At 71.6% G+C, this 13,596-nt stretch carries 9 protein-coding genes, 1 tRNA gene and 1 pseudogene; 9 read left to right on the forward strand and 2 right to left on the reverse strand.

Annotated elements, in window-relative coordinates; all coding sequences use genetic code 11:
• Positions 1-26: 26 nt before the first annotated feature.
• The 5 genes and pseudogenes from fdh to EV385_RS31630 all read left to right on the forward strand — a co-directional run.
• Positions 27-3,287, forward strand: a pseudogene (gene fdh / locus EV385_RS31610) (formate dehydrogenase); the annotation flags it as partial.
• Positions 3,283-4,197, forward strand: a complete 915-nt coding sequence (locus tag EV385_RS31615) for a 4Fe-4S dicluster domain-containing protein (protein ID WP_130512764.1) — start codon at positions 3,283-3,285, stop codon at positions 4,195-4,197. The pseudogene fdh and the gene EV385_RS31615, both read left to right, overlap by 5 nt.
• A 44-nt stretch (positions 4,198-4,241) precedes the next feature.
• Positions 4,242-5,180 carry an NrfD/PsrC family molybdoenzyme membrane anchor subunit gene (gene nrfD / locus EV385_RS31620; RefSeq protein ID WP_130512765.1) on the forward strand — a complete coding sequence of 313 codons (939 nt, stop codon included), beginning with the start codon at positions 4,242-4,244 and terminating at the stop codon, positions 5,178-5,180.
• A gap of 137 nt (positions 5,181-5,317) precedes the next feature.
• Positions 5,318-5,411 (forward strand) — tRNA-Sec (locus EV385_RS31625).
• 313 nt (positions 5,412-5,724) lie between these two features.
• Positions 5,725-6,234: a hypothetical protein gene (locus tag EV385_RS31630; RefSeq protein ID WP_130512766.1), complete on the forward strand. Its 510-nt coding sequence runs from the start codon at positions 5,725-5,727 to the stop codon at positions 6,232-6,234.
• A gap of 1 nt (position 6,235) precedes the next feature.
• Here the strand turns inward: EV385_RS31630 and EV385_RS31635 are convergent, their stop codons facing one another.
• Positions 6,236-6,454: a hypothetical protein gene (locus EV385_RS31635; protein WP_130512767.1), complete on the reverse strand. Its 219-nt coding sequence runs from the start codon at positions 6,452-6,454 to the stop codon at positions 6,236-6,238.
• Between the two features lie 131 nt (positions 6,455-6,585).
• Between EV385_RS31635 and EV385_RS31640 the strand changes: the two genes are divergently transcribed.
• Positions 6,586-8,160, forward strand: a complete 1,575-nt coding sequence (locus EV385_RS31640) for a tetratricopeptide repeat-containing diguanylate cyclase (RefSeq protein ID WP_242625183.1) — start codon at positions 6,586-6,588, stop codon at positions 8,158-8,160.
• A 5-nt stretch (positions 8,161-8,165) separates the two neighbouring features.
• On the opposite strand, the gene selD is transcribed toward EV385_RS31640, so the two are convergent.
• Positions 8,166-9,167: a selenide, water dikinase SelD gene (selD, locus tag EV385_RS31645; protein WP_130512768.1), complete on the reverse strand. Its 1,002-nt coding sequence runs from the start codon at positions 9,165-9,167 to the stop codon at positions 8,166-8,168.
• A gap of 224 nt (positions 9,168-9,391) precedes the next feature.
• Here selD and EV385_RS31650 point away from each other — a divergent pair, with 224 nt between their 5' ends.
• The 3 genes from EV385_RS31650 (at position 9,392) to EV385_RS31660 (ending at position 13,556) form a co-directional block, all read left to right on the forward strand.
• Entirely contained in the window at positions 9,392-10,945 is a 1,554-nt protein-coding gene (locus EV385_RS31650) for a CBM96 family carbohydrate-binding protein (protein WP_242625184.1), read from the forward strand.
• A gap of 141 nt (positions 10,946-11,086) precedes the next feature.
• Positions 11,087-11,803: a CPBP family intramembrane glutamic endopeptidase gene (locus tag EV385_RS31655; RefSeq protein WP_130512769.1), complete on the forward strand. Its 717-nt coding sequence runs from the start codon at positions 11,087-11,089 to the stop codon at positions 11,801-11,803.
• A 37-nt stretch (positions 11,804-11,840) separates the two neighbouring features.
• Entirely contained in the window at positions 11,841-13,556 is a 1,716-nt protein-coding gene (locus EV385_RS31660; protein ID WP_130512770.1) for an alpha/beta hydrolase, read from the forward strand.
• Positions 13,557-13,596: the final 40 nt, after the last annotated feature.

Below are 13,596 nucleotides of genomic sequence, written 5' to 3' on the forward strand. Positions count from 1 at the left end.
ACCGCGATCTGATCTAGGGTCGGTGCATGGGTCTGCGCACGTGGATTCGCGACTGGCCGGTGTACCGGCAGCTGACCGGCACCGACCCGCTGGGCCGGGGCGCGGCGGCGCAGTCGCCCCGGACCCGGGCGCTGAGCCCGCGTACGCAGACCGCGGACTCGGTGACCCGCTCGGTGTGCCCGTACTGCGCGGTCGGCTGCGGGCAGCGGATCTTCGTCAAGGACGGGCGGGTCACCCAGATCGAGGGCGACCCGGACAGCCCGATCTCCCGGGGCCGGCTGTGCCCCAAGGGCTCGGCCAGCAAGAGCCTGGTGACCAGCGACCGGCGGCTGCGCAAGGTGCTGTACCGGCGGCCGTACGGGACCGACTGGGAGGAGCTGGAGCTCGACACCGCGCTGCGGATGATCGCCGACCGGGTGCTGGCGACCCGTGAGTCGACCTGGGAGGACACCGACGCGCACGGCCGAGCGCTGCACCGCACGCTGGGCTTCGCCAGCCTGGGCGGCGCGACCCTGGACAACGAAGAGAACTACCTGATCAAGAAGCTGTTCACGGCGCTCGGGGCGATCCAGATCGAGAACCAGGCACGCATTTGACACTCCGCCACCGTCCCCGGTCTGGGGACCAGCTTCGGCCGTGGCGGGGCCACCGGATTCCTCCAGGATCTGGCGAACGCGGACTGCGTCATCATCCAGGGCTCCAACATGGCGGAGGCCCACCCGGTGGGTTTCCAGTACGTGGTGGAGGCGAAGAACCGCGGCGCCACGGTGATCCACATCGACCCGCGCTTCACCCGGACCAGCGCGCTGGCGCACCGCTACGTGCCCGTGCGCGCGGGCGCCGACATCGCCTTCCTCGGCGGGGTGATCAACTACATCCTGAGCAACGAGAAGGACTTCCGGGAGTACGTGCTGGCGTACACGAACGCGTCCATGATCGTGAGCGAGGACTTCCGCGACACAGAGGACCTCGACGGCCTGTTCTCCGGATACGACCCGGAAACCCACACCTACGACCAGAGCACCTGGACGTACGCCGGGCAGGAGCAGCACGGTCAGCAACCCGGCGACGCGCACGACGACCGGGAGACCGCGTCCGGCCTGGAACAGGAGTCGCACGGCCCGCCGATCCCCGCCGACGCGCCCCGCGACCCGACCCTGCAGGACCCGCGCTGCGTGTACCAGATCCTCAGACGCCACTACGCCCGCTACACCCCCGAGGTGGTGGAGCAGGTGTGCGGGGTGCCGCAGGAGCAGTTCCTGGCGGTGTGCGAGGCGTGGACGGCCAACTCCGGCCGGGAACGCACCACCGCCCTGGTGTACTCCGTGGGCTGGACCCAGCACTCCGTCGGCGTGCAGTACATCCGCACCGGCGCGATCATCCAGCTGCTGCTGGGCAACATGGGCCGCCCCGGCGGCGGGGTGATGGCGCTGCGCGGGCACGCCAGCATCCAGGGCTCCACGGACATTCCGACGCTGTTCAACCTGCTGCCCGGCTACCTGCCGATGCCACACCACGAGCGGCACGCGACGTTCCGGCAGTGGATCGACGCGATGCGCCACCCCCGGCAGAAGGGCTTCTGGGCCAACGCCGAGGCGTTCGCGGTGAGCCTGCTCAAGGCGTACTTCGGCGACGCCGCCACCGCGGACAACGACTGGGGTTTCGACTGGCTGCCCCGGCTCACCGGCGACCACGGCACGTACCGTCAGGTGCTGGACATGATCGACGGGAAGATCAAGGGGTACTTCCTGCTCGGCCAGAACCCGGCGGTCGGCTCGGCGCACGGCCGCGCCCAGCGCCTCGGCATGGCCAACCTGGACTGGCTGGTGGTGCGCGACCTGTTCCTCATCGAGAGCGCCACGTTCTGGAAGGACGGCCCGGAGGTGGCCACCGGCGAGATCGTGCCGCAGCAGTGCCGCACGGAGGTGTTCGTCCTGCCCGCCGCGTCGCACGTGGAGAAGGAGGGCACCTTCACCCAGACCCAGCGGCTGCTGCAGTGGCGGGAGAAGGCGGTCGAGCCGCCGGGCGACTGCCGCAGCGAGCTGTGGTTCTTCTACCACCTCGGCCGCCTCGTCCGGGACCGGCTGGCCGACTCCACCGCCCCCCGCGACCAGGCCGTCCGCAACCTCGCCTGGGACTACCCGCTGCAGGGCCCGCGCGGCGACGAGCCCAGCGCCGACGCCATCCTCAAGGAGATCAACGGGTACGACGTGGCGAGCGGCGCGCCGCTGCCGAACTTCACCGCCCTGGCCGCCGACGGCTCCACCGCCTGCGGCTGCTGGATCTACTCGGGCGTCTACGCCGACGGCGTCAACCAGGCCGCCCGCCGCAGACCCCGCACCGAACAGGACTACGTAGCCCGCGAGTGGGGCTGGGCGTGGCCCTCCGACCGGCGGCTGCTCTACAACCGCGCCTCCGCCGACCCCGACGGCAAGCCCTGGTCCGAACGCAAGAAGTACGTGTGGTGGGATCCCCGGGCCGGCGCGTGGACCGGCTACGACGTGCCCGACTTCGAGAAGACCAAGCCACCGTCGTACCGGCCCCCGCCGGGCGCCAGCGGGGTCGCGGCCATCGCGGGCGACGACCCGTTCATCATGCAGGGCGACGGCAAAGGCTGGCTGTACGCGCCCAGCGGCCTGATCGACGGCCCGCTGCCCACGCACTACGAGCCGGTCGAGTCGGTGGTGCGCAACCCGCTCTACACCCAGCAGGCCAACCCCACCCGCAAGACGTACGAGCGGCCGGACAACCCGCTCAACCCCAGCCCGCCGCAACGCCACACCGAGGTGTACCCGTACGTGTTCAGCACCAGCCGGCTCACCGAACACCACACCGCCGGCGGCATGAGCCGGCAACTGGCGTACCTGTCGGAGTTGCAGCCGGAGATGTTCGTCGAGGTGTCGCCGCAGCTCGCGGCCGAGCGCGGGCTGGCGCACCTGGGCTGGGCGCACGTGGTCACCGCGCGGGCGGCCATCGAGGCGCGGGTGCTGGTGACCGAACGGCTGGTGCCGCTGCGCATCGAGGGCCGGACCGTGCACCAGATCTGGATGCCGTACCACTGGGGCGGCGAGGGTCTGGTGACCGGCGACTCGGCCAACGACCTGTTCGGGATCACCCTGGACCCGAACGTACTGATCCAGGAGAGCAAGGTCGGCACCTGCGACATCCGGCCCGGCCGCCGCCCCACCGGCCCGGCCCTGCTCGACCTGGTGCGTGACTACCGGCGGCGGGCCGGGCTCACACCCGACCACCACACCCCGATCGTGACCAAGGACGCCGACGATGGGCAGTAACCGACTGTACGGACCGCTGGACCCCGCACCCGACGCCGGCTGGGTGCACGCGCCGCCCCGGATGGGCTTCTTCACCGACACCAGCGTCTGCATCGGCTGCAAGGCGTGCGAGGTCGCCTGCAAGGAGTGGAACCACGTCCCCGACGACGGCTTCGACCTGCTCGGCCGGTCATACGACAACACCGGCGGGCTGAGCGCGAACTCGTGGCGGCACGTCGCCTTCATCGAACAGCCCGGCACGCCCCCCGACACCGCGGCCGAACGGCCCGGCCCGCAGTTCCTCGGCATGCCGCAGCGCGACCTCCCCGGGCGCACCCCCGACGCGCCCCGCACGGACTTCCGCTGGCTGATGATGTCCAACGTGTGCAAACACTGCACCCACGCGGGCTGCCTCGACGTGTGCCCCACCGGTTCGCTGTTCCGCACCGAGTTCGGCACCGTGGTCGTGCAGGAGGACATCTGCAACGGCTGCGGCTACTGCATCCCCGCCTGCCCGTACGGGGTCATCGACCAGCGGGCGGACGACGGCCGCGCCTGGAAGTGCACCCTGTGCTACGACCGCATCGGCGACGGGCAGACCCCGGCCTGCGCGAAGGCCTGCCCCACCGAGTCCATCCAGTACGGCGAGCTGGACGAGCTGCGCGAGCGCGCCGCAAGGCGGGTGACGGCCCTGCACGACCAGGGCGTCGCCGAGGCCCGGCTGTACGGCAACGACCCCGACGACGGGGTCGGCGGCGACGGCGCGTTCTTCCTGCTGCTCGACGAACCCGAGGTGTACGGCCTGCCGCCGGACCCGGTGGTCAGCACCCGCGACCTGCCCGCCATGTGGAAGCAGGCCGGGGTCGCCGCCGCCGCCATGGTCGCCTCGGTGCTGGTCGCCTTCGCCACCCGGCGGCGCCCGTGAACCCGCGCGGCAGCGACGCGCGACGCGGTGGCGGGGACCGGTCGATGGTGCCGCCCGCCCAGTTCCGTTCGTACTACGGCAGGCCGATCGTCAAGGCGCCGGTGTGGCGTCACGACATCGCCGCGTACCTGTTCACCGGCGGCCTCGCCGCCGGGTCCGCGCTGCTGGCGGCGGGCGGGCAGGCCACCGGGCGGCCAGCCCTGCGCCGGGCCGGACGCCTGAGCGCGCTGGGTGCGCTGGGCGCCAGCACGTATTTCCTGATCAACGACCTCGGCCGCCCGGACCGGTTCCACCACATGCTGCGGGTCGCGAAGCCGACCTCGCCGATGTCGATGGGCACGTGGATCCTCACCGCGTTCGGGGCGGCCGCGAGCACGGCCGCCGTGGCCGAGGCGGCGCCCCTGCTGCCCACGCGCGGACCGCTCGGACCGGCCCGCCGCCTGCTACCGCCGGTGGGCACGGCCGGCGGGTACGGCGCCGCCGCGCTCGCGCCCGCGCTGGCCACGTACACGGCGGTGCTGCTGGCCGACACGGCGACGCCGAGCTGGCATGCGGCGTACCCGGAACTTCCGTTCGTGTTCGCGGGCAGCGCCCTGGCCAGCGGCGCCGGGGTCGGTCTCATCGCGGCGCCGTGCGCGCAGGCCGGGCCCGCGCGCCGCCTCGCGGTGCTCGGCGCGGCGCTGGAGCTCTACGGCGCGCACCGGGTGGAGACCACCAAGGGCATTCTCAGCGAACCGTACGCGCAGGGGCGGCCGGGCCGGCTGCTGCGGGCGGGCCGGGTGCTGACCGCGCTCGGGGTCGCCGGTGGGCTGCTCGGCCGTCGCAGCCGCGTGGTGTCCGCCCTGTCGGGGTTGTCGCTGCTGGGGGCGTCGGTGCTGACCCGGTTCGGCATCTTCGAGGGCGGTGTCGCCTCGGCCCGCGATCCGAAGTACACGGTCGTGCCGCAGCGCGAACGCCTGGCGCAGCGCAGGCCTGAGCCCTGACCCGCGCTTGTCGTCGACGGCCCCGGCTCGCCGGTCCGGATGGCCGGTCACTCGCCGGAGAGGGCGATTGCGTTTCCAGCCCGCCGCGGCCACATCATCTCCGTGCTGCCGGGGGCGCGGACGGTAGGGTCGTGCGCGGAGGCGTTCAGGTGGCTGGTGCCCCTCCCGGTCTTCAAAACCGGTGCGGCCCGGTATCCGGGCCGGGCGGGTTCGATTCCCGTCCGCCTCCGCTGATTTGCCCGCACCCCGGTTGAGCTGCGCGTACGCGCTCACGTGGTGCACCTGCGAGGGCACCGCCCACTTCTTCAGGACGGGCCTGCGGTGCGGTTATCACTACACGTACAGCGACTATGGAGTCGTCTACTACACCTGGCAGCGAAGCAGCTCATCATCGCCCATCTCGGGAAGCCTGACCGGCGGCACCACGAGCGGTAGCAGCTACAACCCGCCCGGCGTCTGCACTTGATCCACAGACCCCGGCAGCCCTCATCCGGACGGCTGGCGGGGCCTCCTATTACCGCCCATAGGCTCTATCGTGCACCCAATGGAGCCCAACCAGGACGTTCGCATCACCGAACACCCACCGCCGGCGTCGCGCGGGACGCTTCTACGGTCCGACGCCGTTCTCGGCAGGTCGGACAGCGCCGCCATCCTGCTCCGGTCGATGGTCGGCTACGACGAGGGCATCAAAATCGAAACCGAGTTCCTGCTGCGCCAGCCCGGCGCCGAGAAACGGCCGCTGCGCGGCGCCACGGATCCACAGCGCGCCGATCCCGCGATCTCGTACGGATCGGGTGCGCCTGGCGAGTTCCGGTCACTCACCTGGAATGTGGAGGACGAAGGCTTGAGCATCTGGACGCTGGGCGCCGACGAAGCCCATTCCCGGCTGACGATCAGGACGTGGATCGAACCGCCGCCCGACGAACTGGTCATCGGTGTGCGTTGGCTCTCGGAGGATATTCAGCCCACATACCTGCGGGTCGACTGCCGGCAACGGACGGGTGGCTGGTCCGCCCCGATCTGGCCGGACAAGGTGGAACAGCGGCCCGGTTGACCTACCGTGTGCGGCCGACGATGAAGTAGGCGGCGGGCAGGATCCCGGCGGAGTTCACCAGCGCGCTGGAGGCCCACAGCCACTTCGGCCCCCGGACCTGATCGGCGGGGCGCCGCTTGAGATCAATCAGCATGGCCGCCTTGATCGCGCTCTCGGCGACCGCCGCCAGGATGATGAACCCGCGTTGTCCCTGGCTGAGCTCGTTCCAACGTCTGCCCATGAGACCCACCCTACGGCTCACGCCCGCCCGCCGGGTACCAGGCCGACTGATCCCCCAGGCTGACGCACGGTCTCAGCGGTCGCTGTCCGGGGCCGATGGGAGAAGGAAGAGGACTGGCCGGGGGTGGATCGATGGGCGGTAGCGCGCTGGATGCCGAGGCGTTGTCGGCTGCCCTGCTGGCGATGGAGGAGGAGTTCATCTCCGACGCTGCGGCCGCCCTCGCCGCCGCCGTCGAGCTGGAGCAACAGGCCACCGCGCTGGGCGACGACGGCCTGGTCATGCGCGCCCGGCTGTGTCGCGCCCGCATGGGCGTACGGATCGGCGAGATCACCGAGGTCGCCCGCGTGATCTACGACGTCCAGCAGTGGGCCGCCGAGCACGGCGAGCGCCGGCTGGAGGCCCGCGCCTACGCCGCGGGTGCGACCATTCACCAGTATTCCGGTGACGCCGCCAAGATGCTGGAACACTCGGTCAGCGCGGTCGAACTGCTCGACGAGACCGCCACCGTGTTCATGCAGGTCTGGCATCGGGCCAGGCTGGGCGACGCCCTGGCGGAAACCGGCGCGATGGACGCGGCACGGCTGCGCTACCGGCAGGCCGAGGAGATCGCCCGGAAGACGCAGCAGTGGGAGCTGCTGGGAATCCTGTTCAACAACTGGGCCTCCTACGAACACGAATGTGGAGATCTTGTCCGCGCCCGCGAGGTCATCGGCCGGATGATCGCGAATGCCGACGCGCACGGTCTTGCGCTTGATCCCCCGACCCTGCACACGGTCGGCGAGGTGCAGACCGCCAACGGCGAGTACGCCGCGGCCGAGCAGACGATGCTCACCTGCATCACCCGGTACGAGGCCGGCTTTGTCGAGCACGTCGGCGACCTGGCCTATTACCAGCTCACGCTTGCCCAGGCCCGGCGCGGCCTCGGTGACCTGGTCCGCGCGCAGGAGAGCCTGGACGCCTGCCGTGAGCTGGGCGCCGAGCTCGGGCTGCACGCCTTGCTGGTTCAGGTGCACAAGGAACAGGCCGACCTGCACGCCGCCCGCGGCGACAACGCCGCCGCGTTCGCTGAGCTGAAAGTGTTCTTCGCGGCCCGGGAAGGCCTGCGCTCACGGGAGCGGGAGGCCCAGGCACAGGCCCGGCAGGCCATGTTCGAAACCACCGAAGCCCGCGAACAAGCCGAACGATTCCGCGAACAGGCCCGCCGCGACCCCCTCACCGGCCTCCACAACCGCCGCTACGCCGACGAGGAACTCCTCACCCTGATCACCCAGGACCCCGAACTCACCCTCGCCATCGCCGACATCGACCACTTCAAACGCATCAACGACCAACTCTCCCACGACACCGGCGACCAGGTCCTCATCCAGGTCGCCCACCTCCTGAACATCGGCCTCACCGCCGCCGTCCCCCACGGATTCGTCGCCCGCCTCGGCGGCGAGGAATTCCTCCTCGCCCTCCCCGCCACCCCCCTCACCACCGCCACCACCATCCTCGACGACATCCGCCAAGCTATCGGCGGACACGACTGGCACGACATCACCGGCGGCCTACCCGTCACCGTCAGCATCGGCGCAGCCACCGCCGACGAAACCTCACCACCCAACCAAACCGCCACCCTCGCCGCCGCCGACCGCAACCTCTACGCCGCCAAACGCGACGGACGCAACCGCGTCATCGCGGGCACACAATCGGAGAACCCGGTCTAGCCCGGTCAGCGCACGATCAGGGTCACGCCGTCCGCGCGGGCCGGGATCAGCTCGCCGACGACGGGATGGCCGGGCAGCTCGCCCGCCACCAGCAGCCCGCCCGAGGTCTGCGCGTCGGCCAGCAACAGCAGCTCCTGCTCGGCGACCCCGGCGGTGTCCGCGTACGGACGCACCCAGTCCAGGTTGCGGCGGGTGCCGCCGCTGACGTACCCGGCGGCCAACGCGTCCCGGGCCCCCTCGAGATACGGCACCGCGGCCGCGTCGAGCCGGGCGGTGACGCCGCTGGCCCGGGCCAGTTTGTGCAGGTGGCCGAGCAGCCCGAACCCGGTCACGTCCGTGCCGCACACCACCCCGGCGGCGAGCGCGGCCGCCGACGCGGCCCGGTTCAGTTCCGTCATCGCGGCGACCGCCTGCGGGAACGCCTCGCCCGTGGCCTTGTGGCGGCTGTTGAGCACACCGATGCCCAGCGGCTTGGTCAGGGTCAGCGGGGTGCCGGCGGTCCCGGCGTCGTTGCGGATGAGCCGTTGCGGGTCGGCCATGCCGGTGACGGCCATGCCGTACTTCGGTTCCGGATCGTCGACGCTGTGCCCGCCCGCCAGGTGGCAGCCGGCCTCGCGGGCCATCGCCAGGCCACCGCGCAGCACCTCGGCGGCCAGGTCCATCGGCAGCACGTCGCGGGGCCATGCCAGCAGGTTCACGGCGACGACCGGGGTACCGCCCATGGCGTACACGTCGGAGAGTGCGTTGGCGGCCGCTACCCGGCCCCAGTCGAAGGGGTCGTCGACGACCGGGGTGAAGAAGTCGGCCGTGGCGACGATCGCGGTACCGCCCGCGAGGCGGACCACCGCGGCGTCATCGCCGTCGTCGAGCCCGACCAGCAACTCCCCCGCCCCCGCCGGGGCCGACTCGCCGGTCAGCCCGGCGACCACCGCCTCCAACTCCCCGGGCGGGATCTTGCAGGCGCAGCCACCGCCGTGTGCGTACTGGGTCAGCCGTGTCGTCGTCACGGTGGCACCCTCGCACACGACACGCTTCCGGGCGCGCGAAAGGCGGCGGTGACCACGGTGCCCGTTCGATGACGGCCGCCAGGCCGGCTGGGGGGCGTGACCGGCTGAAGGTATGAGACGCAACCTGGCGGCACCCGTGCGGGACCGCAGGGCGCACCGGCGCAAACGGAATCTCGTTCACGTGCCCGGCTGACAAGCGGCCGGACCGACGGGGGAGATTCACTGTGAACCGCAGGAAGGTGCAGAAGTCCGTTGCCGTGGTGGGTGCGGTGCTGGCGGGTACGACAGCCGCGCTGTCCGCCCCGATGACCGCGCACGCCGCACCGGCGGGCAAGCAGCTCAAGCTGGCCGCCACCGACGACGCCTACACCTCCAGCGCACGCCGCACCACCGTGTTCGGCCAGGACGAGAAGATCGCCGTCGGCAAGCTGGGCAGGGACACCAAGGTCGGCTACCTGAAGTTCGTGGTGCCGGCCGGCACCAAGGTCACCGGCGCGCAGCTGAAGCTGGCCGCCGACAGCCTGCCGTCCGGGTCGCTCACGGTGAGCCGGGTCACCAACACCGGGTGGACCGAGAAGAAGCTGTCCGCGGCCACCGCGCCGGCGATCGGCGCGACTGTCGGCACCATCAAGGCCACCGGCAAGGACCTGAGCCTCGACCTCAGCAAGGTGGTCACCAAGCCCGGCACGTACGCGTTCGCGCTGCGTTCGTCCGCCAAGGACGTGACGCGGCTGCGCTCGGCGGAGAACAAGGCCGGCGGCCCGCAGCTCGCCGTGACCACCAGCGCGCAGACGACCACGCCGCCCACGACCACGCCACCCACCACGCCGCCGACCCAGGAGTGCGTGACCGACGCGTTGCTGGTGCCCAGCTGTGGTGTGTTGTGGGGTGCCGCCGCCGGTGGCTTCACCAGCACGCCGCGGGATCAGGCGCTCAAGGACTGGGAGGCGAAGACCGGCCGTACCGCGGCGATCTTCCACACCTACCACAAGGGCGACGAGCAGTTCCCCACCAAGGCCGAGATCGCGATGACCCAGGACCCGGCCAAGCCCCGCGTGCTGCTGCTGAACTGGAAGGTCGCCTACGGCACCACCTGGGCCAAGGTCGCCGCCGGGCAGCAGGACACCCGCATCGACAACTGGTCCAAGTACGTCAAGGCCAACTACCAGCAGAAGTTCTACCTGGCCCTGCACCACGAGCCGGAGAACGACGTCAACCCCACCGCCGGGTCCGGGATGACCGCCAAGGACTACGCCAACATGTACCGCCACGTCATCGAGCGGCTGCGCGCCAACGGCGTCACCAACGCGATCAACGTGCTGGCCTACATGGGCAACGAGAAGTGGATGGCCCAGTCCTGGTGGAAGGACCTCTACCCCGGCGACGACGTCGTCGACTGGATCGGCCTGGACTCCTACGTCAGCGTCGAGAAGGGCTACTACCACTACGGCGACTTCGGTGACCTCCTCGACCGCCAGCCCACCGGCGGCGGCCTGGGCTTCTACGACTGGTCGGTCACCAACCACCCCAGCAAGCCCATCATGCTGGCCGAGTGGGGCATGTACCACCGCGTCAAGTACCCCACCGACAAGTCCGCCGCGTTCAACACCGTGCTTCCGGAGTTGACCCTGCACCCGAAGGTCAAGGCCGTCGTCTACTTCGACACCGCCGCCGACAACGAAGGCGACCGCAACATCGCGGTCGACTCCACCCCCAGCAGCCTGACCGCGTTCAGGGCCCTCGCAGCCAACAAGATCTTCGACGTGAAGATCGCCTGATCCACCCGCAGCACCACGAGCCGCCCGGCACCGCGCCGGGCGGCTCGTCGCGTCCGCCCCGCGGCGGTCACCAGGGTGCGGGCGCGGCAATCATCCCGCGGGGGTGATCCCGCCGCACCCGGCCGCAACCAGGCTTGACGCATGACAGCCCAGCCCTCGACCCGCCGGGTGGCGATCGCCCCCGCCGTGGCCGGGGCTGTCGCGCTGATGGTGGCCGTCTCCCTGATCGGACGGTACGGGCCGGCCCACTCGATGCTGGTCGCCGGACCCGTCGGCGCCCTCCTGCTGCTGCTGTGGGCCCGTGCCGCGGGCCTGAGCGCGGACGACGTGGGCCTGGGCCGCGACTCCTGGCGGCGCGGCGCCGCGTACGCCGGGGTGTGCGCGGCCGCCGTCGCCGCGGTGTACGTCGTCGCGGCCCTGCTGCCCGCCACCCGCGACGCGTTCCGTGACGAGCGCTACGACAACGGCCCCGGCGCGGCGCTGCTGACCGCGTTCGTGGTGATCCCGCTCGGCACGGTCCTGTTCGAGGAGGTGGCGTTCCGGGGCGTGCTGTGGGGGCTGGTGCGCGTCGCCCGGGGGCCGACCCTGGCCACGCTGGTGTCGTCGGGGCTGTTCGGGCTGTGGCACGTGATGCCGTCGTTGCGCCTCAACAAGGTCAATCCGGCGGTCACCGCGCTCGTCGGTAGCGGCCGGACGGGGCAGGTGCTGGCGGTGCTGGGGGCGGTCCTGTTCACCGCTGCGGCCGGCGCCGTGCTGTGCGAGCTGCGGCGGCGCAGCGGGAGCCTGCTGGCCCCCGCCGGACTGCACTGGGCGATCAACGGGCTGGGCGTCCTCGTCACGGCGGTGGTGGCGCGGTGAGGGCGGGCATGGCAGGACCGAGGAGGGCGAGGACGCGATGACGGCCGCGACACCCCGTACGGAAACCAAGGCGGAGTCCGCACAGCCGGCGGCGCCGCGACGTGGCTGGTGGTGGCGGCTGTTGCACCGGTGGCACTACGGCTTCGTCGGGACGGTCGGGGCGGTGACGCTGTTCTGCCTGTCGCTGACCCCGTCGCTGCTGCCGCGCGGGTTCGTGCTGCAGGGCCTGATCAGCGGGATCTCCGCGGCGATCGGGTACGGCCTGGGCGTGCTGGCGGCGTGGCTGGCCGGCAAGCTGGTCAACCGGCCGTTGCCGCACCCCGAGCGGTTCGCCTGGCAGGTCCTCGGTGGTCTCGCCGCGATCGCGGTGGTGGTCATGATGTTCCTCGGCTCGGGCTGGCAGCACGACGTCTACCGGCTGATGGGCATGGACCCGCCGCCGCAGCCCGGGTTCCTCGTGGTGTTGCCGATCGCCGCGCTCACCGGCGCGGGTCTGGTCGGGCTGATGCGGCTGCTGCGAGATGGGGCCCGCGCCGCCGGGCGGCTGCTCGGCCGGTGGATCCCGGCGTCCACCGCCGCCGTGATCGCGGGCCTCGTGGTGATCGCGCTGGCGCTCGGGGTGTTCAACGGGGTGGTGCTGCAGGGGCTGTTCACCGTCACGGACAACAGCTTCAAGGAGATCAACGGCGAGACCGAGCCGGGTGTCGCCGCGCCGCAGGATCCGACACGGTCCGGCGGCCCCGGCTCCGTGGTGTCCTGGGCGTCGCTGGGCAAGCAGGGCCGCAACTTCGTCTCGGGCGGCCCGAGCGACGACGAGCTGCGGGCCTTCGGCGGCCTCGGCGTCCGTCACCCCATCCGGGTGTACGCCGGGCTGGACTCGGCCGCGGACTCCCGGGACCGGGCCGCCCTGGCGGTCCGGGAACTGCAGCGCACCGGCGGGTTCGACCGCGAGGTCCTGGTCGTGATCACCACGACGGGTACGGGCTGGGTGAACGAGCAGGCGATCGAGCCGCTGGAGTACATGTACGGCGGCGACACCGCGATGGTGAGCATGCAGTACTCGTACCTGCCGAGCTGGATCTCGTTCCTGGTGGACAAGGAACGCGCCCGGGCGGCGGGCCGCGACCTGTTCAACGCCGTGTACGGCGAATGGTCGAAGTTGCCGCTGAACCAGCGGCCGAAGCTGCTGGTGTTCGGCGAGAGCCTCGGCTCGTTCGGTGCGGAGTCCGCGTTCGGCGGCGCGGACGACATCCGCAACCGGGTCGACGGGATGCTGCTGACCGGCCCGCCCAACCGCAACGAACTGTGGCGCGAGTACGTCGCCGACCGGGACCCGGGCAGCACCGAGATCCTGCCCGTCTACGAGCACGGCGCCACGGTCCGCTTCGCCGGTGACCCGGCAACCGACCTGGCCAACCCGCCGGACGCCTGGGAGAACCCACGGGTGGTGTACCTGCAGCACCCGTCGGACCCGATCGTGTGGTGGTCGCCGAAGCTGATGGTCAACCGGCCCGACTGGCTGGCGGAGCCGCGCGGCGGCGACGTGTCCCCCGCCATGCGCTGGTACCCGTTCGTGACGTTCTGGCAGGTGACCGCGGACATGGCGTTCTCCACCGGGGTGCCCGCCGGGCACGGGCACAGCTACGGCGCGGCGCCGGTGGACGCCTGGGCCGCCATCGCCCCGCCGGACGGGTGGACGCCGCAGCGCACCGCGGACCTGACCGCGATCGTCGCGGGCATCAAGGACGACTGAGCGGGCCCGGCGGTACCGGACCCACGCGCCGCCGCGGCTA

Origin of the sequence: Krasilnikovia cinnamomea (assembly GCF_004217545.1) — a bacterium.
Lineage (GTDB): Bacteria > Actinomycetota > Actinomycetes > Mycobacteriales > Micromonosporaceae > Actinoplanes > Actinoplanes cinnamomeus.

Bases quoted from the DNA above. Each gene is read 5' to 3' on its own strand.
- EV385_RS31615 (WP_130512764.1), top strand. From the start codon at position 3,283: ATGGGCAGTAACCGACTGTACGGACCGCTGGACCCCGCACCCGACGCC.
- nrfD (WP_130512765.1), top strand. From the start codon at position 4,242: ATGGTGCCGCCCGCCCAGTTCCGTTCGTACTACGGCAGGCCGATCGTC.
- EV385_RS31630 (WP_130512766.1), top strand. From the start codon at position 5,725: ATGGAGCCCAACCAGGACGTTCGCATCACCGAACACCCACCGCCGGCG.
- EV385_RS31635 (WP_130512767.1), bottom strand. From the start codon at position 6,454: ATGGGCAGACGTTGGAACGAGCTCAGCCAGGGACAACGCGGGTTCATC.
- EV385_RS31640 (WP_242625183.1), top strand. From the start codon at position 6,586: ATGGGCGGTAGCGCGCTGGATGCCGAGGCGTTGTCGGCTGCCCTGCTG.
- EV385_RS31655 (WP_130512769.1), top strand. From the start codon at position 11,087: ATGACAGCCCAGCCCTCGACCCGCCGGGTGGCGATCGCCCCCGCCGTG.
- EV385_RS31660 (WP_130512770.1), top strand. From the start codon at position 11,841: ATGACGGCCGCGACACCCCGTACGGAAACCAAGGCGGAGTCCGCACAG.